Raw genomic sequence first — 23,245 nt, forward strand, 5'->3', positions numbered from 1 at the left:
AGGGTTTCTCAACGGCACGATGAAGTAACAGCGGGTGAAGGAAATTTGTTGCAACGTAGCGGTGGCTTCGACCCGTAATTACTGAACGGAAACGATAGGGTTCAACCAAACGCCTTCTGGCCCGGATTATAATCAGAGTTCAGCAAAATCAATGTTCTCTTTTTCGAGCAGCGTTCTGATTCGGGCGCTGTCTTCAAACACAAGCACCAGTTCTTTTTTATCGACAAGATCGTCGTCGTCGGCCCACTTCCAGTCTTCTGCCGTGGCATCCAGAATATTCAGCACACTGCTGAGTTTGGCCGGGTCGCGCTCTTTGCTGATCAGATCCGTAGTGTTCGTGAAGTAGAGCACAATCCGGTCGTCTTCGAGCCATTGAAGGTCGTTGAGCGCATCGTTGAGCGCGTCGAGGTTGAAGCCAAAGGTTGGAAACTCCAGCAGATCGGCAATTTCCTCATAAAACTGTCGAAGCGTAACGGTCTTCTGGCCGTCGATGTGGGCGATGAAGTAATCGGCAAAACCTGCTTCAAGCTGGCTTTCAGACGTTGATAGAAATACGTTTGGCATCAGTCGATTTCAATGAAAGTGTTGTAATGATCGCGCGTGAAGTAGGCCCGGCCGTCGGAACCCGTAACCAGCCGTTCGGCCCCACGATTGCGGCCCTGTATCTTCGGGTTCACATCCCATTCCTGGTAGTCAATTCGTCGGCCCGATAGATCCTGTCGGGGCAGATGACCTTCAAAATTACCAAATCGTCGACCACCTACGTACCCACTCGGGGCGCGGCCGTACTGACGAACGTAAGTCAATACATCATATACCTTTTTCGGAATTCGGGGCGATTGGGCTTTGGGCCGAAGTTTCTGCTGGCGGGAGTCATATCGGTCCGACCGTTGACTCTGGCGATTGGGTTGCGGAGTCTGACTGACTTCCTGCGACGATCGGCGATCGTCGTTGCTGCGGCAGGTACTGCCGGTAAGCAGGGCGGTCAGGAAAAGAAACAGGTACCCAAAACGGCGAAAGAAAGGTGCAGCCATAGCGATTGACGTTCAATGGCCAAAAATACGGAAAGGCATATCCAACAAAAAAGCCCCGCGAACGAGGCTTACTTGCTTAATTTAACGAAAAGAGCGGAATCCGCGCAGCAACCATATTGTGGAACATGAGTTCGGTAATAGACGGACTCAGGTAGTTGATCAGCGGAAACTCCGAAATAGCTTCCATTACCTCAAGTTCAGAATCGGCTTTGCAGATACACCAAAGCTTCTGCCGATCAATTGAGAGCGAATATGATAGAATGATTCCTTTCTCCATAAGTTCCTCCACTTTAAGCCGCTGGGCCGGAATCCGGTTTGCAAACCCTTCGTCCATTGTGGCTGGGAGGTCAAATTCAACCATGTATTGGCTCATAAGCGATGTTGTTAGGCTTGAACCGGATACGCTATTTGTTCTGTGGCGTACCGGCTATCAGCAAGTTAACAACGTTTAGCTCATCTTCGTTGATTGAATGCGGGAAATTTGGATAGAGTTTAGCCGTTACGTCGGCACCCATTGACCGAAAGACCTGCTCTGATTCCAGAACCCGTTCTTTCGGTACGTGGGAGTCAACATCGCTACAGCCCAGGAAAACCGGGGTGTTACTAAACGAACCTTCGTAATTGCGGGGCGTATTGGGCGGACCGATTAAGCCCCCACTGAGTCCGAAAATACCACCATATTCCATGGCATTCCGGGCAACGAATTCCAGCATCAGGCAGGCGCCCTGCGAAAACCCAAGCCAGTAGATCTGGGGCAGTTTAAAATTGTAGTCCGACTGCAACCGTCCCCGAAGGCTGGTTAGAACCTGCAAAGCTGACGACAGATACGGCTCGTTCTCCTGCATCGGCCGGAGAAACGAATACGGATACCAGGTGTTATTCTGAGCCTCAGGCGCTACGAAGGCAAAATCGCTGTCGTTGATGTACTCGGAGAGCGACAGTATATCGCGGGCTGATCCTCCTCTACCATGGACCATTACCATCACTTTGGTAGCTTCTTCTAGGGGCTTCCCGGCCGTTACTATGTTGTTCGGGTTGTGTATCATAACGGTTTAAACGCAGAGGGCGCAAAGGATTCGCAAAGAGCGCAGAATTTACTCTTTGTTCCTCTACAAATCCTTTGTGTCCTCTGCGTTGACATTTATTTAACAGTTATTACTGGCAAATCGGCTTCAATTTTGGCCCGGCGAGGTTCATACCATTCGGGTAATTTCAGGTGCGTTCCTAATTCTGAAACCGGCTCATCGACCGCAAAACCCGGAGGATTGGTCGCTACTTCGAACAAGATGCCACCCGGTTCGCGGAAGTAAATGCTGTGGAAGTAATTCCGATCTTGGACCGGTGTTACGTGATAGCCAGCTTCAAGCAGTTTCTCCTGAATGGAAATCTGGGTTTCGTCGGTATCGGTTGAGAAAGCGACGTGGTGTACGGAACCCGCGCCCTGCAACGACCGAACATTGTCAGGCGAATGCAACACGTCAACAAAGTTACCGGGTCCACCTTTTCCGGCTTTGAACCGGAAGCGTCCTTCTTCTTCAGCTACCAGCGTATGGTCCATCAATTCGGTCAGTAACTTCACGGTACGCTCTGGATTTGACTCATTCAGCGTTACTGTGTGGAATCCCCGAACGGCGTAATCGACCGGAATTTTCCCGTTATCCCAGGCCGAACGCTGATCGTCTTCATTAAAGACCAGTTCAATACCCATGCCATCGAAATCCTCGAAACGCAGATAGGTTTCGTTGTACCGTTTGTATGGACCGGCGTACGGAATGTTGTATTGATGCAACCGGTCCATCCAGTAACTTAAAGCGGCTGTAGGCACTGAAAATGCCGTATACGTCAACTGCCCCGGCCCTTTGCGCCCCCGTGGCAGTTGGCCGTAGGGGAAAAACGTCAGGATGGTACCAGGGGAGCCGGTTTCGTCGCCATAGTAGAGGTGATAGACATCAGGAGCGTCAAAATTGATCGTCTTTTTGACCAGACGAAGCCCTAAAATGTCAGTATAATAGTCAACGTTGCGTTGGGCATCGCCAGCTAATGTAGTAACGTGGTGCAGTCCATTAATCAGGGTTTCCATGTCTTTTTAAATCGAAATGAAGGTGAAAAGTTTTAATTGTTATTACATTTAATGTATATACAATTAAATTTCAGAGTTAGTTCAAAAATAAATGCCCGAGGAGTCAACCCCGGGCATTTGCTAGTATGCTGTGCTGCGTAACGCTATTCCGTAAGATACGGATAATCTTTCTGGACGTACACATCTTTAAACGCTTCGTCGGGCGAAGGATACGGCGACTCCTCCGCAAACTTCACGGACTCATCGATAATACCTTTTATCTTCTGGTCAATGGCACTCAGTTCATCTTCTGAAGCAATACCCTGCTCAAGGATGCGTGCTTTAACCTGCTCGACCGGGTCGCGCTGCTTATACTGCTCAACCTCTTCTTTCGTACGGTATTTCTGCGGATCGGACATGGAGTGACCGCGGTAACGATACGTACGGAACTCCAGATACGTTGGTCCTTCGCCGGCCCGGGCCCGCTCAGCAGCCCGGCTAACGGCTTCGTAAACCGCTTCAACGTCCATAGCATCAACCGGCTCCGAAGGCATATCATACGCTTCGCCGAGGGTGTACAGATCCGTTACGTTCGACGTACGGGCCACCGATGTACCCATGGCATACCCGTTGTTTTCTACCACAAAGATTACGGGCAGTTTCCACAGCATCGCCATGTTGAAGGCTTCGTGGAAAGCACCCTGCCGTACGGCTCCATCGCCCATGAAGCAGATGCACAGGTTCTGCGTCTTGTTATACTTTTCGGCGAAGGCAATACCGGCACCCAGCGGAATCTGACCGCCCACAATGCCGTGGCCGCCCATGAAGTTTACGGACTTATCAAAGATGTGCATGGAGCCGCCTTTACCCTTCGACGAGCCGGTTTGCTTGGCAAACAACTCAGCCATTACGGCTTTCGGGTCAGAGCCCAGAGCAAGCGGGATACCGTGGTCGCGGTAAGCTGTAATCCATTTGTCATCTTTGGTCAGGGCAGAGCAGGCACCTGATGAAGCAGCTTCCTGACCGATGTATAAGTGGCAGAAGCCACGAATTTTTTGTTGTCCGTAAAGCTGGCCGGCTTTTTCCTCAAACTTCCGCTGCAACTGCATGGACTCGTACCAGTACATGTACCGCTCTTTAGGATGCTGGGTTTTAGCGGCTGCGGGCTTGTTATTAGTTTGTTTTGCTTTCTCTTTGACGCTTGCCATGAGGAGTGAGTTCTGTAAAATCAGCAATCGTTTTCGTCGGTCTACTAACCTAACAAACCGACCGTATCTTTGTTGCCAACTGAAACAGTTTGTAGTTCGTAGTTTAAGGTTTGTAATTAACTAAGCCCAAACACAGACGTTTAATCGACTATAAACCACAAACGTTGAACGATAAACCATATTGACGGCCGCGAAATTACGCAATATCGCGTTAAGCACCACACGTATGCACCTTGAAAAGCTGAGCCTTACCAATTTTAAGAATTACGAAGATGGGCGGTTTACGTTCGGGCGGCAGGTTAACGTGATTGTAGGGCCAAATGGTAGCGGTAAAACGAACCTGCTCGACGCGGTTTACTTTCTGTCGCTGAGCAAGAGTGCGTTTCAGACACAGGATGCTCTCAGTATTCAGCACGAGTCAGATTACTTCATCATAGACGGTGTTTTCGACGAAAACGAAGGCTCAGACCATGAGCGGCACGTTCAGATCACGATTAGTCTGCAACGGGGCCAGCGTAAGGTCCTGATGGCGGATAAGAAGCCGTACGAACGCGTGAGTGAGCATATCGGGCGCTTTCCGGTCGTGCTGGTAGCCCCGAACGATACGGATCTGGTCCGGGAGCATAGTGAAGATCGCCGGCAGTTCTTCGATGGGGTACTGTCGCAGCTGGACGCTGATTATCTGCGCGATTACCTGATGTATCAGCAGGTTTTGAAGCAGCGAAACAGTGTTCTTAAACTCTTTACCGAACGGAGGCATGTGGATCATGAACTACTGGATACGTATGATGAACCACTGCTGGCCATCGGACAACGCATTTATGAGCGCCGGCAACGGTTCGTAACCGAGTTTCTGCCGCAGTTTCAAAACCACTACACGTACCTGAGCGATGCCCGCGAAGCTGTGACGATACAGTACGACTCGGATGTAGGCAAGCTGGGATTCTCGGATATGTTTCAGCAGAATCGATCGCGGGATGTGCTGCTGCAACGCACAACGATGGGCGTTCACCGCGATGATTTTGAATTCCAGATCGACGGCGTTGCGTTGAAGCGCTTCGGTTCACAAGGCCAGCAAAAAACGTTTGTAATCGCCCTCAAGCTGGGTCAGTTTGAGCAGATTCTGGCCGAGAAGGGAATTAAACCCATTCTTTTGCTGGACGATATTTTTGATAAGCTCGACGACCGCCGGATTGGCAAGCTGGTGGAGCTGATGGAGCGTCAGACCTTCGGTCAGACGTTTATCACCGATGCCCGTCCGGAGCGTACGGAAGAGCTGCTCAGGGCAATTAATGCCGACGTCCAATTTTTCCGGATTGGCGAGTGATCAGTCAGGCACCCCAATCGTCTGACCGAAGGTCTGACGATACGCAACAGTCAGCAAGAGATTGCGTCAGACCTTCGGTCAGACGGCCGGATCGAGCTGGAAGCTTCGAAACACCTCAAATATCGGGTAGATTTCTTCCTCGTTGAGTAATCCCCGCGGGCCATGCGTCTCGAAGTAAGTGACGGAAGCAGCCCCAGCCCGGCTTAGTACGTCGAGGCTCTGGCGTGTCCATTCGGCGTTGAATTCGGTTTTGTGCCGTGAATCGGTGGGTGGTATTCCGCGCCCTGCTCCTGACGTAGCGCTGGAGTTGAAACGTGGAAGTAACGTAATAGCTGAAATGTGCACAGGTTTGCCACCCGACACCTGTTGGGCCGAACGTACGGCATCGGCCTGGGCCGCTACGTTTTCCATCAGTGTCTGATCGTCGATGGCATGAACTTGTGGATTGACGGCGAACGTCACGAAGTCAACCTGACTGTAGTCGAAGCGATTACGATTAAATTCGGCGAAGTTGGCATCTGTGCCGCCCCCCAGCCTAACGTCGGGCAGATGATCGCGAAAAACCGGAATAACCTGGGCCAGAAGCTTATCTGACGTCGTCCATGTCCCTGATTCAAACAACAAGGCTGACAAAACGGGTGCGCTTTGATCCTGCAAAAAAGCGACGAGCTGCTGTACATTAATCGCGGGTTCTGAGCCGAAAAACAAAGCTAATTCCAGGGGTGTTCCCAATGCCTTTGCATCCAGCAGGGCAGTGGTAAGGTTCAGTGGCCATTGATCATCGGTAAAAAATACGTCTACCCGCAGGTGGGACAGATTCAGTGGTTGCAACTGCTCCACTTCAATCGATGACAAAGGAGCGCCATCAGCGCGATACCCCAGACCAATGCGTGGTTTTAAGGCAGACGGCCCAGTTGTCAGGTCAGGCTGAGAGGTAACGGCCTGGAACGATGTTGCGGCATTTAATTCGACCGGTCGGAACGTAACCCGCTGACGAATCTCTGTACCTGCCTGCACTTCGGCGGGAAACGGGCGTTCGAGCGGGGTGGAGTAGGTTTTATACGAAGCATCCGTCCAATTGCGCTGATCCTCGGTTTCAAACACGTCGCCTTCAAATTCAAGCTGCAACCAATGCCCGGTTGTTGTTGCCCAGGTCATTGCTCTGATGTTGAGGAACGGCTGATGCGGGCTGATCTGGTCCGGAAAAGTTGATTCGGTTTGCTGCTCGTGCGGACTGTCGATCAGGCAGGGTTGCCCGGCTACGCCCTCAATCGGATGCAGTACGCAGATGCCGACCCGGTTGCGCCAGAACGTATTCAGCGCTTTGCCGTAAAAATCGAACGTAACGCGGCCGTCGGTATGCCCGTCGATCTGGACGTTCCCCGCCATCTGAATGCCCAGATCATTGACCTGCCAGTTGTATCGAATGCCGAACGAATCGTTTTCGTTAACGATGGTCTGGTCCGACAAAAGGATCTGGGCTGTTTGCCAGTCGCGGTCGCGAAGAGCGAAGTACACCATTCGCAGAACCTCCTGGCCTCTGGCCGTTAGCGTACGTAGGAAACCGTTTTGGTACATTACCTGAATAGGACCGGCAGTCAGCAGCATAGCTAAAGGGTATTGAACGGACAAAGATTACAACGATCGGGCGTTAATGAGTAGCCAGAGCCATAATTTGTTCTTCTGTGGCTTCAGAACCGTTCAGTTCGCCACTCAGCTGCCCCTCCCGAACAACCAGAATCCGGTCCGAAAGCGCGAGCAATTCGGGTAGTTCGCTGGAGATGAGCAGAACGCCTTTGCCCTGCGCGGCTACGTTTCGGAGCAGGTCATAAATCTCGGCTTTGGCTCCCACATCGACGCCGTGCGTTGGCTCATCCACAATGAGCACGTCGGGGTTGGTCCGGAGCCAGCGAGCCAGCACAACTTTCTGCTGATTTCCCCCGCTGAGGTTAGCCATTTTCTCAGAAACGGATGGTGTTCGGATGTTCAGCTTCTGGCGGTATTCCTCGGCATTGATTCGGCCGGCTTGGACATCATACCAGCCGGTTTTGCTCGTTGGCGGGTCGGAAGCCAGCAGATTATCCGCTACGGAGCGATCAGCGAAAATGCCTAGCGTTTTACGTTCTTCCGGCAGATAGCCAATGCCGAGTTTGAAGGCGTCGGCGGGGTGTTCTACGTGTATCGATTCGCCTTTCAGCCGAACAGTGCCGCTGTGAGTCCGATCAGCCCCGAAGATCGCGCGGGCAATTTCCGTGCGTCCCGCACCAACCAGACCCGCTAAGCCCAGTATTTCACCCCGGCGAAGCTGAAAACTAATATCAGTAAAGCCGACGCCCGACAAGTTTTCGACGGCGAGCAGCACCTCATCCGTTGCCGAAGAGCGGGTTCGCGTGGTGGTTATATCACGGCCAACCATGTGCCGGATGAGTTGCTCCGACGTAATGTCGGACACGGGCCACGTTCCCTGATACCGACCGTCTTTCAGCACCGAGACACGGTCAGCAATAGCGAAGATTTCGTTCAGTCGGTGCGAAATGTAAACGATCGCTTTCCCCCCCGCTTTCAGTTGGCGAATCAGTTGAAACAGCGTCTGGGTTTCGCGCTCGGTGATCGAGGCCGTCGGTTCGTCCAGCAGTAAAATGTCGGGGTTCTGCGATAACGCTTTGGCAATTTCGACCATCTGCTTTTGCCCCGGTGATAGCCGACCTACTGCCGTCTCGGGTTGTATGTCGGTTACGTTCAACTGCTGCAAAAGATCCCGCGCTAAATCGTTCAGCGTCCGGTAATCAACCAAACCCCAGCGATTATGCGGTTGCCGGTTGGCAAATATGTTTTCGGCCACCGATAGTCCATCGATCAGGCTCAACTGCTGGTAAACGATGGCTAACCCAAGCCTGGTCGCGTGAGCTGGGCCCGTTATAGTTACAGCCTCGCCGTTCAGGTTGATACTACCGCCGTCTGGCTGAAGGTTTCCCGTCAGAATATTAAGTAGAGTGCTTTTACCGGCACCGTTCTCACCACACAGCGCGTGAACTTCGCCCGGCCGAACGTCAAATGATACACCATCCAGCGCTTTCACACCGGGAAACTGCTTGCTGATGTCGACGAGTTGAAGCATACCTTAAAAGTGAATCACCCTGTTTTGAGCCGCTGAATCATACGCTGCATAAACCAGTTCGACCGTCTTCAGATTATCGTCGCCGGTTGTTTCGGCTTTGCCATCGCCTTGTAAATCGTTCAGGATATTACGATTACAGTCGACAATAGACGAGTGAACAACGGCATAAGCCGGGTCTGCCCAGGCGTAAGCCGGCGGATTGGCGATCCGCTGTTCGGTCTTGCGCTGTCCGTCTGCCCCACGAGTAGTCGTTTTGATCACAAAGTCGTTGGTCAGCAGCACGGAGCCGAGCTCACCCTCTACGCTGACCAACGTTTGTGGAAACGCTTCCTTTTCGAGCAGGGATGCATACGACATCTCGGCGTAACAGGTAACGCCGGTGCTCATTTTCAGTAAGACATTGGCCACATCTTCGCCTTTTATTCCGGGATTAACCCGCGCTGTCTGGCAATACAATGATTGAGCCTCACCGAACAGAAAACGACAGATGTCCAGAATGTGGGAGCCAATGTCGGTAAGAATAAACTTATCCAGTTCGGCCAGAAACGGCTGGTTGTCGAACACCGGAAACGCCGAACAAAACGAAACCCGCGCTTTGAATGGTCGGCCGATAATCCCAGCATCCAGCACAGCTTTCAGGTGACGAATGGGCGTTTGCCACCGGAAATTTTCGTGAACATAGAAGCGCACGCCCGCATCCTGGCAGGTCTTGACCATCTGGCGGGCCGCATCACGGTTGGGGCCCATCGGCTTCTGGCAGATTACGTCGAGGCCCCGTTTAGCCGCTTTTTCTGTAAAGAGAGAGTGGGTGTCTACGTCGGTGATGATGTCTACAAAATCAAGTTCGTCAGCGTGGCGATCCAGCAGCTCGTCAACGTCGTCGTAGACATGAGGAATGCCAAACTGCTGCGCTACGGATTCGGCTCGTTGCCGGGTCCGGTTATAGGAGGCTATGAGTTCAATGCCGTGCAGTTCGCGCCAGGCGGCTATCTGATACGTTGACCAAAAGCCCGTACCAATTACAGCAAACTTTAATTTTTGCATCTTCTTGCTAAATAAATACTAAAAGTCGTAGCTTCGCAAAACTCTACTCTACTCTACTGTACCGCACTTAACAAATGTACTGATTTTTGAATTTGTGATACAGATTGACACGATAACAAACACGCCTAAGTACCGACAAATTATTGATGCGGTCGTTAACGCCATTGAAAGTGGAGCGATGGTGCACGGCCAGCAGCTGCCATCCATTACGGAGCTATCTGACAGTCAGCAGATCGCGCGGGTGACAGTCGCCAAGGCCTATGAGGAACTGCGGCAGCGGGGCGTTATCATAGCCCAGCATGGGAAGGGTTTCTACGTAGCCTCTACCGAGGTGCGAACCGCGCTGAATGTATTCGTGCTGTTCGATACGTTGAACGCTTATAAAGAAACACTGTATTACGCGTTCAAAGCGTCGCTGCCGGCGGATACAGCGTTCAGCGTTTTCTTTCATCATTACAACCGGGAGGTTTTCGACAGCCTGATTCGTAACAATACCGGGCGATATAACTACTACGTCGTGATGCCCCATTTCAATGAAGATGTATCGGAAACGGTGGGCCTGATACCGGCCGATAAGCTGCTGATCATCGACCAGAACATTCCAATGCTGAAGGGGGAATACGCGGCTGTTTATCAACCGTTCGAGCAGGATGTTTATACCGCGTTGGTGGCTGGCCTGGATCGCATCCGGCATTACCATCGCTTGACCCTGGTGCTGGCCGAGGGTCAGTTTCAGTATGTTCCAAGAGGGATCATTACGGGTTTCAAGCGGTTTGGTCGCGACCACAATATGCCGTGTAGTGTGGTAGAAAGTTACTCGGACGAATTGGTCTGGCCGGGCGAAGCGTACCTGTTATTTGCCGATCTGGACTTAGTCCGGTTTGTCCGGCAGGTGAACCAGCGCGGCTGGAAACTGGGCGAAGACATCGGGCTTATTTCATACGATGATACACCGATGAAGGAGATTCTGGAAGGTGGCATCACGGTAATCTCAACGGACTTTGCGGAGATGGGTCGAACCGCCGGCCGACTCATCTCCGAACGGCTGAGGATGCAGATTGAGAATCCGGGGGGCTTGATTTTACGAAAATCGCTATGAGTGGACGTATGCAGTTAGGGATCAGCACATACACCTACGGCTGGGCGGTCGGTACACCCGCTAACCGCCCGGCTGCCCATCTGAACGAGCAGGCGCTTCTTGACCGGGCCAAAGCGTTTGGTATCGGGCTGGTTCAGTTTGGGGATAATCTGCCCTTGCATGACTTGTCGACAGAGCAACTGGAAGCCTTGTACCAACGGGCGCTGGAGGCAAAAATTGATCTGGAAGTAGGTGCCCGCGGCTTAACCGTCGAACACCTGGAGCGGTACGTTGAGATTGCCCTTCGGGTAGATGCGCACCTGCTTCGGTTCGTAATTGACAGGGCCGACTATGAACCACCGGTTGATGACGTAGTGAGCCTGCTGAAAGAGGCCTCTCCCCTACTCCACCGCCACCGGATCACCCTGGCGCTTGAAAACCACGACCGGCTAAAAGCCCGGGAGTTTGCCCGGATTATAGAACGCGTCGGTAGCGACAACGTTGGCATCTGTCTGGACTCGGTCAATTCCATGGGGGCTGGCGAAGGGCTGGAGGAGGTCGTGGAAACACTGGCACCCTACACGGTTAACCTGCACCTGAAAGACTTCGGCATCGAGCGACTGCCGCATCAGATGGGCTTTCAGATCGACGGCCGACCCGCCGGGCAAGGTATGCTGAACGTACCGTGGCTGGTTGAGCAGGTTGGACAGTACGGCCGTTGTCAGACGGCTATTCTGGAGCAGTGGGTCGTTCCGGAAGAAGACATCAGAGAAACGATACCGAAGGAGCAGCGCTGGGCTGAGGAAAGCCTGGCGTACTTACGAACCCTGACACTTTTCACCGATAATTCTTTAACCTTACATACATGACAAAAATCGCATTGGTTGGGGCGGGTGGCAAAATGGGCTGCCGCCTGACCGACAACTTTCTGAAAATACCGGCCTATGACCTGGCATATCTGGAGGTGAGTCAGCAGGGCATTGAGAATCTTCGGCAACGGGGTGTTTCGGTAAGTCAGCAGGCCGAATCCGTGGCCGATGCTGACGTCGTGATTCTGGCGGTTCCTGACGTAGCGATCGGCAGAATTTCGGAAGAGATCATTCCGCAGATGAAACCAGACGCGCTGGTTATGACTCTCGACCCGGCGGCTCCCCTCGATGGCGTCATTGCTCACCGCGACGATCTGGGCTACGTTATTGCCCACCCCTGCCACCCATCGGTATTCAACTGGGAACCGACCGAGCAGGCCTTCCGCGATTTTTACGGCGGCATTTCGGCTAAACAATCGATCGTGGTAGCGTTGATGCACGGCACGGAGGATCATTACGCTCTAGGTGAGAAAGTGGCGCAGGACATGTACGCTCCCATTAAAGACACCCACCGGATCACCCTCGAACAGATGGCCATTCTGGAACCGGCGATGGTCGAAACGCTGGCCCAGACCTGCATGGAAGTGGTGAAGGAAGGCTACGACCGTATTGTTGAGCTGGGTGTTCCCGAAGCAGCCGCCCGCGATTTTGTGTTGGGGCATCTGCGCATTCAGATTGCGGTGCTGTTTAAGGAGGTGAACGGTACGTTCTCCGATGCGGCTTACAAGATCAGTAAGCGGGCCAAGCCAATTCTCTTCAGGGACAACTGGAAAGGCATCTTCGAGATGGACGACATTCGCGAGCAGGTGAAAGATATTACGACGAAGTAATTCGCTACCGGCGGGTTGTTTAACAGACCTTTGTTTCAATCGCCCGCCGGTAAAAACTGACCCTTACCCATGAAAAAATACATCCTCCTAGCCGGACTTCTTGCCTTGCAGGGACTGGCCATGGCTCAGAAGCCGTTTGCGCACGGGCCCCTGAAAGTATCTGATAACAAACGCTATCTGGTGCATCAGGACGGTACGCCGTTCTTTTACCTGGGCGACACGGCCTGGGAGCTTTTCCACCGCACGAACCGCGAACAAGCCGATCGGTACCTCAAGCGCCGGGCAGAGCAAGGCTTCACCGTTGTTCAGGCCGTGGCATTGGCCGAGCTGGATGGGCTTAATGATCCAAATTCCAATGGCGATAAGCCTCTGCTCAACAACGACCCGACGACACCCAACGAAGCGTACTTCAAACACGTCGACTACATCATTGATAAAGCCGCTGAATACGGCCTGGTCATCGGTTTGTTGCCCACCTGGGGAGACAAAGTATTCAAAGATCGCTGGGGCAAAGGCCCGGAAATTTTCACGACGCAAACCGCCCGGACGTACGGCCATTACATGGGCAACCGATACAAGGATCGTCAAAACATTATCTGGGTGCTGGGGGGAGACCGTAACCCGCGGGAAGGTTCGCAGGACGTAGCTGTATGGCGGGCCATGGCAGAAGGCATTCAGGAAGGCGTTGGCGGAGCCGATAAAGCGCTGATGACGTTCCATCCCCAGCCAAACTCTGTACAGGATGGTGGTGCGTCGAAGTGGTTTGGTCAGGATAGCTGGCTCGATTTCAACATGCACCAGAATGGGCACTGCCGCGATACGCCCGTGTACGACCACATCACGACCTCGTACAACCGTCAGCCGACTAAACCGACCATGGACGCTGAGCCGATCTACGAAGATCACCCGGTCTGTTTCAATGCCAGGGAATTAGGCACATCGAACACACTGGACGTACGGAAAGCGGCATACCTCGATTTGTTTGCCGGTGCGCACGGTCATACCTATGGTTGCCATGACATCTGGCAGATGTACGCACCCGGCCGCGAGCCGATCAACGGACCGCACATGGCCTGGTACGACGCGCTGGAGTTGCCGGGTGCCAACCAGATGAAGTTCGTCCGAAAGCTGATGGAGTCTCGCCCAATGCTGGATCGGGTGCCGGATCAGTCGCTGCTGGTAGAAAACAACTACCCGCCTGCGGAGCGCATCCAGGCCACCCGGGGTAAAGACTACGCGTTCGTGTATTCGTCGGCCGGTAAGCCGTTTACGGTCAACATGGGTAAGATCTTGGGCGGTCAGGTAATTGCCTACTGGTTTGATCCACGCAAAGGCGAGGTAAAGCAGGCCGGTTCGTTTTCGAATAAAGGACAGCAGAAGTTTGCACCGCCATCGGCCGGATATGGTCAGGACTGGGTACTCATCCTCGACGATGCCGCTAAACAGTATCCAATGCTTACGATGAATCCGTAACATGGCTAAGCTCTTACAAGATCGGGTATACACCCTTGCCCTGACGATTGTGCTCGTTGGAATTGGTGCTGCGGTTATTTTTCCGCAAACCTTCCCCACATTCGGTAACATGAGTCAGGTGGTGCTGAACCTGTCCATCGACAGCATCGTGGCGGTTGGCATGATGCTGCTCCTGGTCACGGGCGTGTTTGATCTGTCGGTTGGCTCGGTGGTGGCGTTCTCGGGCGGTCTGGCGGCTTACCTGATGTTCTTCCTGAATTGGCCGGTACCGCTGGCTATTCTGTCGGCGTTAGGGGCATCTACGCTCATCGGTGCTGTCAACGGTTACCTGATTGCCTACCAGGGGATCAACCCCATGATTCAGACGCTGGCCATGATGGGGATTGTTCGTGGAGGAGCGCTCATGGTGAGCGGCTCCGGTATTCAGAACCTCCCCTACTGGTTCGGCGCTATCGGACAATCGCGGTTATTGGGGGTGCAAATGCCGGTCTGGTATATGCTGCTGGTTGTAGCGGTGTTTTCGTTCCTGATGGATAAGTCGGTGTTCTTCCGGCGTTATTATTACATCGGCGGCAACGAACGGGCGGCCGATCTGTCGGGTATTCGCGTCAAACGGATGAAGATGTACGGTTTCATGCTTACCTCCACGCTGGCCGGTATCGCGGGTATACTGCTCGCATCCCGATTAGGTGCGGCTTTGTCAACATCCGGGCGGGGGTTGGAACTACGGGTCATCACGGCCGCAATTCTGGGGGGAGCCAGCCTGACCGGTGGTCAGGGACGTATCATCGGTGCGTTGCTGGGAGCCGTGTTCATGGGGCTTGTCAGCAACATCATGATCCTGGCGCGGGTATCGGGCTACTGGCAGGAAATCATCCTCGGCCTGATCCTGATCACTGCCGTCTGGACGGATCTGCTGGTGCAAAGACGGAGTTCTATAAAGCGGTCCAATCACGGAGGGTCAAAGAACATGGAGCAGGGCACAAAAAAAGTCACTTCTGTATGAGCAGCTCTGGATTCTTGACGTTTCGTGGGGTTAACAACTCGTTAGCATGAAAAAGATAACGCTTGCCTTTCTGCTGCTTGCTACCGCCTGCGAACTACCACCCCGGCAGGCGCAGACGAACGCAGCTTTGCGCACGGCCGAAGCAACCGCTGCCGAAGGCCGTACGGACGAAGAGTACGTGATGATTACCACGGCCGTGACCATGCCGATGTACGTTAACCACGACCAGGCAACGTTCCGGCGGTGGGGTCAGGCACGAGGGGTCAGGGTATCAATCCTTGGCCCGGCAGAGTGGGATGTTCCTGCCCAGATTAACACCATCGAAGAAGTGATTGGAACCCGGCCGGCTGGTCTGCTCATCAACGGCACTGATCCGGCTATTGCGCCCGTGATCAACAAAGCGGTGGCCGCCGGTATTCCGACGGTCGTGTATGATTCGGATATCCCGAACTCAAACCGCCACGCCTTTCTGGGAACCGACTGGTATGAGATCGGTAAGATGCAGGGCGAAGAAATGGCCCGGCTCATCAATGGAAAAGGTAAGGTCGCTTATATGGGTATACTAGGCCTGACCAACATGGAAGATGGTTTTCGGGGGTTACTCGACGTATTCAAAAAGTACCCTCGCATCGAAGTGGTTGGTAAGTACGACGACAAGGCGAACGTTGAGGAAGCCGCTCGCATTACGTCCGATTTGCTGGCTGCCCACCCCGACCTCGCCGGCCTTTGCGGCTTTGATTCCAACTCCGGGCCGGGCATGGCGCTGGCGGTGCGGGAAGCAGGCAAGGCAGGTAAGGTCAAGATCACCACCGTCGACTGGGAGCCGGAGCATCTGCAATTGGTTAGAGACGGCGTCATTCAAATGCTGGCCGGTCAGAAACGCGAACTCTTTACCTGGTACGGAGCGCAGTTTCTGTATGATATGGTCCACCAGACAAATAAGTTGTCGGCCAACGATGCCAAAGCCGGACTGACGAACGTACCGTATGAAATTAACACTGGCCTGATCAGAATTACAAAGGATAATGTGAACGAATTTTTGATCAGGAAATAATTGTACCTACCGTATGGATTACAGCCCGACACCCCTGGCGGTTCGTCGGGTTTTTTTGTGGGTTCGCACCTGAATTCAGGCCGTTCGTCATTTAACAGAAAATAAACAGGAAACTCAGAACTATCTTTGAGTTTCCAGAGTTCACCTTGTAAAAGTTCTATTTCCTGATAAATGAAAGAGCGTATACTGGCTGAGGCTGAACAATTATTCTGGAAGTACGGAGTACGATCGGTAACGATGGAAGACATCGCCCGGCGGTTAGGGATCTCAAAAAAGACGATCTATCAGCACTTCAGCGATAAGCAAGAAATTCTTCAGCAGGTAATCAGCGGAAAAATCACTGACAGCGAGACAAAAGCCGATTGCCTGACTGTTCATGCGACAAACCCGGTCGAAGAAATTTTAATGGTGCTTGACATGATGCGGAAAAACAGTGGTCAGGTAAGTCCTAACTTTCTGATTGATATTCAGCGGCACTATCCCGACGCGTTTGCTCTGTACAAACAGCACAAAGAGAATTACATCATGCGCTCAATTCTTGAAAATATACAAAAAGGTATTGATCAAGGTCTATACAGGAGCGATATAAACCCACCTATCTTAGCCCGTCTGCGTGCCGAACAAATTGAATGGGCGTTTAACAATGACTTCTTTCCTACCAACAAGTACGATATGCTCGAAGTGCAGCGCGAGCTGATGCATCACTTCGTACGGGGGATACTCACCGAAAAAGGCTTTGCAGTTTACAACCAATACCTCAATCAATTCAAACACGAAGTAGAACGAGTACAACCTAACGCATGAAAACAACTCGTACATTCCAGATTGCCGCGCTTTGGCTGTTGTCTGGCTGGCTGGGTGTGTGGGCACAGGTGCCTACGCAACCGTCCGTTGGCCAGCAACCAACCGGAGCCGCGGCCAGCGGTCAGCAACCCGGCGCTCAGCAGCCCGCCGGAACAGGGTCGGTAGTGGCCCAGCCCGGCACAACGCCCGGTACCGGTGTCAACGTACCGTCGCAGCCGGGTGCCAACGTAACGACTGGCTCACCGGGTCTATCGTCGCCCGACGGGCCGGTTAATCTCCAACCGGGCGTAATCTCGACGTTTAATTCAGGACTGGGACCGGCACCAACCGGATTAAAGCCAACGAATCAGGCGGGAACCGGCAAGCGGTTTACGCTTCAGGAAGCGATTGACTTCGCTGTCGAAACGAACGTAAACGTGCGAAACGGCAAGCTTGATGCCGTAAGTGCCGAAGCTCGCATTCGTGAGATCAAGGCGTCGGCGTTGCCCCAGGTTGCGGGTAGTGCGTCGCTTACGGATAACCTGATCATTCAACGGGCGTTTCTGCCGGCAGTTTTTTTTGATCAGAACGCACCCGCCGATGCGCCGGCTATACCGGTTCAGTTCGGGGTGAATTATTCAGGCAACGCGACCATCAACCTGAACCAAGTGCTGTATAGCGCCAGTCTGAACGTCGGTTTACGGGCGGCTGCTACGTATCGCGAACTGGCCCAGCGCAACCTTCAGGCCACCAAGGTAACGGTAGCCGAGCAGGTCGCCAAAGCCTATTACAGTGTGCTTGTATCCCTGGAGCGAGCCAAACTACTGGACTATAACATCAACCGGATCGATACGCTGTTGATCGAAACCCGGGCACTTAACAACCAGGGGTTCGTTGAAAAGCTGGACGTGCAGCGGCTGGAAGTACAGGCCAACAACCTGAAAGCCGAGCGACAGAACGTACAGAACCTGATCGAGTTGAGTTATGCTCTGCTGAAGTTTCAGATGGGACTGGGTGTTAATGACGAGATCACCCTGGCCGAACAACTCCAGGACCGAACCGCTGATGACCTGCGGCCGTTGATTTCGCCGGACCCGACGTTTCAGTACGGCTCGCGTATTGAATATTCGACGCTGGAAACCCAGATTAAACTGGCCGAACAGGATATAGAGGTTACGCAAAAGGGGTACTACCCTACCCTGGCTGCCTTTGCCAACTACGGCTACAATACCGGGCGCAACAAAATCGATCAGTTGGTTACGACACCCTGGTTCAATTTCTCGACGCTGGGTATTAGCCTTCAGGTTCCCATTTTCGACGGATTCCAGAAGAAGAACCAGATCGCTCAGAAGCGCATCACGTTGCAGAAAGCCCAGAACAGTGGCGAACTGCTCCGGAACTCCATCGATCTGCAAATCCGCCAGGCCAGCATTACGCTCCGGAACGGTTTGCAAACGCTTCAGACCCAGCAACGCAACCGCGATCTGGCCGAAGAGATTGTGCGCGTAACCCGGATCAAATACAAAGAAGGCGTAGGGTCGAGCATTGAAGTATTGAATGCCGAAGCCTCCCTGCGCGAAGCCCAGACAAACTATTTCGCATCCTTATACGACTTCCTGATTGCCAAGGTTGATCAGGACAAAGCGCTGGGACGGCTATACACCGGCGTAAACTAAACACTCTGAAAACTACGGTCAATGAAAGCATACTACGCTATAGCAATGTCAGCCCTGCTGGCTGCCTGCTCACAGGAAAAGAAATCTCCGAAGGAAGAACTGGCTGAACTGAAAAAGCAGCAGTCGGAACTAACGGCAAAAATTAAGACGATGGAAGCCGAGGTGGCTAAGTCGGAACCACAGCAAACTCAGCAGGCCCGGGTAAAAGACGTATCGGTGTCACCCCTGAATCCGGACACATTCCGGCGGTTTGTGGAAGTACAGGGTACGATCGATGCCAAAAACAACGTACTGGTTAGTCCTAAATCGGGCGGTGTCGTAACGGCCGTGTACGTCAAGGAGGGCGATAACGTACGGGCAGGGTCACCAATCGCCAAGATCGACGATCAGATTCTGCGCGAATCAATTGCTGAGGTTGAAACCCAGCTTTCGCTGGCGAACACGGTTTTCGAAAAGCAGGCCAGCCTCTGGAAACAACAAATTGGTACGGAGATCCAGTACCTGCAGGCCAAGAATAATAAAGAGTCGCTGGAGCGTCGACTCGGTACATTGAAAGCGCAACTGAGCCAATCGACCGTAACGGCACCGATCAGCGGGGTGGTCGATCAGGTCAGCGTAAAAATTGGTCAATCGGCCGCGCCGGGTGTTGGGCTGGTACGTATCGTAAACCTGTCGCAGCTGAAAGCAGTGGCTAAAGTGGCCGATACGTATTCGGGTAGCGTTCGCAAAGGGGATGAGGTCGTTGTGCGGTTACCGGACCTGAATCGTGAGCTGCGGACGCGCATCAATTTTGTGTCGACAACCGTTGACCCGCTCAGCCGGACGTTTACCATCGAAGCGCCGTTGCCGTCGGATAACAGCCTGAAACCAAATATGCTGGCGCAGGTCAAGATTAACGATCTGACGAAGCCGAATGCGCTGGTGATCAACCAGAACCTGATCCAGAATACGGAAGATGGGCAACTGGTGTACGTGGCCGTAAACGAAGGCGGCAAGAAGGTAGCAAAAGCCCGGCCAGTGAAAACCGGACAGGCTTACGGAGGCAAGATCGAAATCACGCAGGGCCTGCAGGCTGGTGATCAGTTGGTGACGGTCGGGTATCAGGACCTGGTAGATGGACAACCGATTCAATTTTAGTTTAACAGTTTGTGGTTTGTAGCCTGAATGAACCGCCCTGCGGCCAGTGACCTCGGACTACAAGCCACAAACCACAAACTACGTCAACATGAAATTTGAACAGTATAAAACCCTCGGCTTTACCAACTGGTGCGTTGAGAACCGGACGGCGATCTACATCTTCACCGTCCTGATTACGCTGGGTGGTTTGTTGGTCTACAACAACCTGCCCAAGGAGCAGTTTCCCGACATCAAGGTGCCGCAGGTGTATATCAATACGGTATACGTCGGTACAGCGCCCGCCGATATCGAAAACACGATCAACAAGCAGATCGAGAAGCAGCTCAAGTCCATTTCGGGTGTGAAACGAATCAAGTCAAACGCCCTGCAGGACGTATCGGTCATTCTGGTTGAGTTTAATCCGGACGTACAGACGGCTGAGGCACTACAGCGGGTACGGGACGCGATCGACAAAGCTAAGCCTGATCTGCCGCAGAAACTGGATGCCGGCCCAACGGCCCAGGACGTGAACTTCTCGGAGTTTCCGATCATGAACATCAATATGGCCGGCAACTTCTCGCTGAAGCAATTAAAGGAGTATGCCGAAGATTTGCAGGATGCCATCGAAGCGATGCCCGAAATACGGCGTGTTGACATCGTCGGTGCCCTGACCCGCGAAATTCAGATCAACGTTGACCTGCCCCGCATGCAGTCGGCCGGGCTGGCGTTTTCGGACATTCAGCAGGCTGTTCAGGGAGAAAACATCAACGTATCGGGCGGTGAGCTGAATGTTGATGGCGTACGCCGGACGGTACGGGTGAAGGGCGAATTCTCCGATGTGAATCAGCTCCAGAACTTACAGATCCGCACGGCCACGGGAGCTACGATTCGTCTGGGCGACATCGCCGAGGTGCAGGACAGCTTCGAAGAGCAACAGGATTTTGCGCGGCTGGACAACAAATCGGTAGTGACGCTGAACGTAATCAAGAGGGCGGGTGCTAACCTGATTTCAGCATCCGACCGGATTGAAGAAACGATTAAAGAATACAAACAGGATCGCTTTCCGCAGGGGCTGGACGTAAAAGTAACGGCCGACCAGTCGGAGCGGACTCGTGCCGATCTGCACGATCTGGTCAATACGGTTGTGCTTGGCTTTATCTTCGTGGTACTCGTGCTTATGTTCTTCATGGGCGTGCGCGATGCCATCTTTGTCGGCTTGTCAGTACCCCTGTCGGCGCTGGTTGCGTTTGTGCTGATGCCGGTCGTTGGGCCGGTGGTCGGTACGGCCTTTACGCTGAACACGATCGTACTGTTTGCTTTCCTGCTGGGGCTTGGCCTGGTGGTGGATGATGCCATTGTGGTAATCGAAAACACGCACCGTCTTTTCAACGAGAACAGGAACTGGAACATCAAGCAGGCGGTGAAAGCAGCTGCCGGTGAGGTTTTCGTGCCGGTATTGTCTGGTACGCTGACGACCATCGCGCCGTTCTTTCCGCTGCTGTTCTGGCCGGGCATCGTGGGTGAGTTCATGAAGTTCCTGCCGCTCACGCTCATTCTGACTCTGTTCTCGTCGCTGTTTGTGGCGTACGTTATCAACCCGGTGTTTGCCGTGTCGTTCATGAAACGCCACGACGAAAGCGGACATCACGAGAAGCCGACGTTTAAGGAAATTCAGCGTCCGCTCGTTATTATGACGGTGCTGGCCGGTATCGGCTACGTTATCGACCGGGGCATTGGCAACCTGTTTGTTTTCTTTGCCGTCCTCTACGCGCTGAATCACTACGTCGTGACCCCGAAGCTGATCGTTCCCTTCCAGGAATCGCTGCTGCCGAAACTGAAGAATGGATACCGGAGCGTAATCTCCTTCCTGCTGGTAGGCTGGCGGCCGGTATGGGCAATTGCCGGGATGTTTGGGTTGTTCATTTTTACGATCTTCCTGCTGGGTGTTTCGCAGCCAAAAGTCATTTTCTTCCCAAGTGGTGAGCCTGACTACGTGTACGTGTACAACGTCATGCCGGTGGGCACTGATGCCCGCGTAACCGACTCGGTAACGAAGGTGATCGAGAAACGGGTCTTTAACGTACTGAAAGAAAACAAAGCCGAAGACATTGTTAACTCGGTAATCTCGAACGTTGGTAAAAACGCCGGTGACCCGTCCAACCCGGATCGGTCGGCAACTCCGCATAAGTCGAAAGTGACGGTAGCCTTCGTGAAGGGTGAAGAACGGCATGGCATCTCGACCGACTCAATCCTGAGCAAAGTACGGGCCTCTATGCAGGGAATACCGGGAACGGAAATTTCGATTGAACGCGAAGCCAACGGTCCGCCGACGGGTAAGCCAATTGCCATCGAAATTGCCGGGGATGACTTTAAAGTGCTCAGTGACCTGGAGAAGCAGATTCGGCAGCGGATCACACAGGCCGGCATTCTGGGTATCGACCAGCTGAAATCCGACCTGATTACGAACAAGCCCGAAATCGTCATCGATATTGACCGTGAAAAAGCCGAACGCGAAGGTATTTCGTCCGGACAGATAGCGATGACCATCCGGACCGCCTTGTTTGGTCTCGAAGTGTCGAAGTTCCGCGATCCGAAAGATGAATACCCAATTATGGTACGTCTTAAACCGGACGACCGCAGCCAGATTGACCGGCTGCTGAGTCTGAACGTAGTGTATCGCGACATGAATTCGGGTGGTCAGTTGCGGCAGGTACCGATTACGTCCATTGCGAACATCAGCTACTCGACTACGTTCAGCCAGATTAACCGCAAAAATCAGGAACGGCTTGTGACGCTGAGTTCCGACGTTGTTCCGGGCTACAACGCCAACGAAATCAACCAGCAGATTCAGCAGGAGGTGATCAACCAGATGGAAATCCCGAATGGGTATCAGGTCCGATTAGGGGGTGAGCAGGAAGATCAGCAGGAATCGTTTATGTTCCTGGTCAGCGCGCTGGGTGTGGCTGCGCTGTTAATCTACCTGATTCTGGCAACGCAGTTCAACTCGGTGGTGAAACCGATCATCATCTTCGTAACGATCATCCTGTCGTTCATTGGGGTGTTACTGGGCTTTATCATCTTCGATAAAACGTTCTCGATCATCATGTCCGGGGTTGGGATCATTGCCCTGGCTGGTATCGTGGTAAAAAACGGTATCCTGCTGATTGAGTTTATCGAAGAACTGCGGGGCCGTGGCGTTCCGCTCCGCGAAGCCATTATCGAAGCGGGCGGTATTCGTCTGACGCCGGTATTGCTGACCGCTTCGGCGGCCGTACTGGGTCTGATTCCGCTGGCTCTTGGTCTGACGGTCGATTTTGTTGGCCTGTTCCGCGATTTCGATCCGCATATCATCATTGGTGGCGACAGTGCTGTGTTCTGGAATATCCTGGCCTGGACTATCATCTTCGGTCTGACGTTCTCGACCGTACTGACACTGGTCATCGTGCCGTGCATGTACTGGGTCAACGAGCGCATTCGGATGAAGTGGTTCGGCAAGAAAGACCCGGCCCTGGAACCTAAAAAACAGCCAGAAGAGGAACTGGTATAGTGTTTAAACGCAGAGTAAGAGAG

Annotated in this window: 20 protein-coding genes; 11 read left to right on the forward strand and 9 right to left on the reverse strand. The window is 53.1% G+C overall.

The window, feature by feature from the left end; genetic code table 11:
* Positions 1-132: 132 nt before the first annotated feature.
* The 6 genes from DYU11_RS28735 to pdhA all read right to left on the reverse strand — a co-directional run bounded on the left by DYU11_RS28735 (position 133) and on the right by pdhA (position 4,301).
* Positions 133-564 (reverse strand): barstar family protein, encoded by a 432-nt coding sequence (locus DYU11_RS28735; RefSeq protein WP_119671195.1) that lies wholly within the window; start codon positions 562-564, stop codon positions 133-135.
* The gene (locus DYU11_RS28740; RefSeq protein WP_119671196.1) at positions 564-1,034 is read right to left on the reverse strand and encodes a guanyl-specific ribonuclease; all 471 of its coding nucleotides are present in this window, start codon (positions 1,032-1,034) and stop codon (positions 564-566) included. Before DYU11_RS28740 ends, DYU11_RS28735 begins: the two co-directional genes overlap by 1 nt.
* Positions 1,035-1,110: 76 nt before the next feature.
* Positions 1,111-1,407 (reverse strand): muconolactone Delta-isomerase family protein, encoded by a 297-nt coding sequence (locus tag DYU11_RS28745; protein WP_119671197.1) that lies wholly within the window; start codon positions 1,405-1,407, stop codon positions 1,111-1,113.
* A 31-nt stretch (positions 1,408-1,438) separates the two neighbouring features.
* Entirely contained in the window at positions 1,439-2,080 is a 642-nt protein-coding gene (locus tag DYU11_RS28750) for an alpha/beta hydrolase (RefSeq protein ID WP_119671198.1), read from the reverse strand.
* 95 nt (positions 2,081-2,175) lie between these two features.
* The gene (locus tag DYU11_RS28755) at positions 2,176-3,114 is read right to left on the reverse strand and encodes a ring-cleaving dioxygenase (protein ID WP_119671199.1); all 939 of its coding nucleotides are present in this window, start codon (positions 3,112-3,114) and stop codon (positions 2,176-2,178) included.
* Between the two features lie 143 nt (positions 3,115-3,257).
* On the reverse strand, positions 3,258-4,301 hold the full coding sequence (gene pdhA, locus DYU11_RS28760; protein ID WP_119671200.1) for a pyruvate dehydrogenase (acetyl-transferring) E1 component subunit alpha: 1,044 nt from the start codon (positions 4,299-4,301) through the stop codon (positions 3,258-3,260).
* Positions 4,302-4,527: 226 nt separating this feature from the next.
* Here pdhA and recF point away from each other — a divergent pair, with 226 nt between their 5' ends.
* Positions 4,528-5,628, forward strand: a complete 1,101-nt coding sequence (gene recF / locus DYU11_RS28765; protein ID WP_119671201.1) for a DNA replication/repair protein RecF — start codon at positions 4,528-4,530, stop codon at positions 5,626-5,628.
* Between the two features lie 78 nt (positions 5,629-5,706).
* On the opposite strand, the gene DYU11_RS28770 is transcribed toward recF, so the two are convergent.
* The 3 genes from DYU11_RS28770 to DYU11_RS28780 are packed head-to-tail and all read right to left on the reverse strand — an operon-like array spanning position 5,707 to position 9,790.
* Entirely contained in the window at positions 5,707-7,236 is a 1,530-nt protein-coding gene (locus tag DYU11_RS28770) for a D-apionate lactonase family protein (protein WP_119671202.1), read from the reverse strand.
* Positions 7,237-7,279: 43 nt separating this feature from the next.
* Positions 7,280-8,746, reverse strand: a complete 1,467-nt coding sequence (locus DYU11_RS28775) for a sugar ABC transporter ATP-binding protein (RefSeq protein WP_119671203.1) — start codon at positions 8,744-8,746, stop codon at positions 7,280-7,282.
* A 3-nt stretch (positions 8,747-8,749) separates the two neighbouring features.
* Complete coding sequence (locus DYU11_RS28780; RefSeq protein WP_119671204.1) at positions 8,750-9,790, reverse strand: Gfo/Idh/MocA family protein; 1,041 nt, start codon at positions 9,788-9,790, stop codon at positions 8,750-8,752.
* 94 nt (positions 9,791-9,884) lie between these two features.
* Here DYU11_RS28780 and DYU11_RS28785 point away from each other — a divergent pair, with 94 nt between their 5' ends.
* The 10 genes from DYU11_RS28785 to DYU11_RS28830 all read left to right on the forward strand — a co-directional run bounded on the left by DYU11_RS28785 (position 9,885) and on the right by DYU11_RS28830 (position 23,222).
* Positions 9,885-10,889, forward strand: coding sequence for a GntR family transcriptional regulator (locus tag DYU11_RS28785; protein WP_119671205.1), 1,005 nt, complete (start codon positions 9,885-9,887; stop codon positions 10,887-10,889).
* A complete protein-coding gene (locus tag DYU11_RS28790) occupies positions 10,886-11,737 on the forward strand; it encodes a sugar phosphate isomerase/epimerase family protein (RefSeq protein ID WP_119671206.1) in 852 nt (283 codons plus the stop codon). The genes DYU11_RS28785 and DYU11_RS28790 overlap by 4 nt, the downstream gene beginning before the upstream one ends.
* Positions 11,734-12,567 carry a phosphogluconate dehydrogenase C-terminal domain-containing protein gene (locus DYU11_RS28795; RefSeq protein ID WP_119671207.1) on the forward strand — a complete coding sequence of 278 codons (834 nt, stop codon included), beginning with the start codon at positions 11,734-11,736 and terminating at the stop codon, positions 12,565-12,567. Before DYU11_RS28790 ends, DYU11_RS28795 begins: the two co-directional genes overlap by 4 nt.
* Positions 12,568-12,636: 69 nt before the next feature.
* The gene (locus tag DYU11_RS28800) at positions 12,637-14,040 is read left to right on the forward strand and encodes a glycoside hydrolase family 140 protein (RefSeq protein ID WP_119671208.1); all 1,404 of its coding nucleotides are present in this window, start codon (positions 12,637-12,639) and stop codon (positions 14,038-14,040) included.
* 1 nt (position 14,041) lies between these two features.
* The gene (locus DYU11_RS28805; RefSeq protein ID WP_229366102.1) at positions 14,042-15,046 is read left to right on the forward strand and encodes an ABC transporter permease; all 1,005 of its coding nucleotides are present in this window, start codon (positions 14,042-14,044) and stop codon (positions 15,044-15,046) included.
* A 46-nt stretch (positions 15,047-15,092) separates the two neighbouring features.
* Positions 15,093-16,100 (forward strand): substrate-binding domain-containing protein, encoded by a 1,008-nt coding sequence (locus tag DYU11_RS28810; protein ID WP_119671209.1) that lies wholly within the window; start codon positions 15,093-15,095, stop codon positions 16,098-16,100.
* Between the two features lie 171 nt (positions 16,101-16,271).
* Positions 16,272-16,904, forward strand: a complete 633-nt coding sequence (locus DYU11_RS28815) for a TetR/AcrR family transcriptional regulator (RefSeq protein WP_119671210.1) — start codon at positions 16,272-16,274, stop codon at positions 16,902-16,904.
* Complete coding sequence (locus DYU11_RS28820; RefSeq protein ID WP_119671211.1) at positions 16,901-18,559, forward strand: TolC family protein; 1,659 nt, start codon at positions 16,901-16,903, stop codon at positions 18,557-18,559. The genes DYU11_RS28815 and DYU11_RS28820 overlap by 4 nt, the downstream gene beginning before the upstream one ends.
* Positions 18,560-18,580: 21 nt before the next feature.
* Positions 18,581-19,696, forward strand: coding sequence for an efflux RND transporter periplasmic adaptor subunit (locus tag DYU11_RS28825; protein ID WP_119671212.1), 1,116 nt, complete (start codon positions 18,581-18,583; stop codon positions 19,694-19,696).
* An 88-nt stretch (positions 19,697-19,784) separates the two neighbouring features.
* On the forward strand, positions 19,785-23,222 hold the full coding sequence (locus DYU11_RS28830; RefSeq protein ID WP_119671213.1) for an efflux RND transporter permease subunit: 3,438 nt from the start codon (positions 19,785-19,787) through the stop codon (positions 23,220-23,222).
* Positions 23,223-23,245 lie beyond the last annotated feature (23 nt).

Origin of the sequence: Fibrisoma montanum (genome assembly GCF_003583365.1) — a bacterium.
Lineage (GTDB): Bacteria > Bacteroidota > Bacteroidia > Cytophagales > Spirosomataceae > Fibrisoma > Fibrisoma montanum.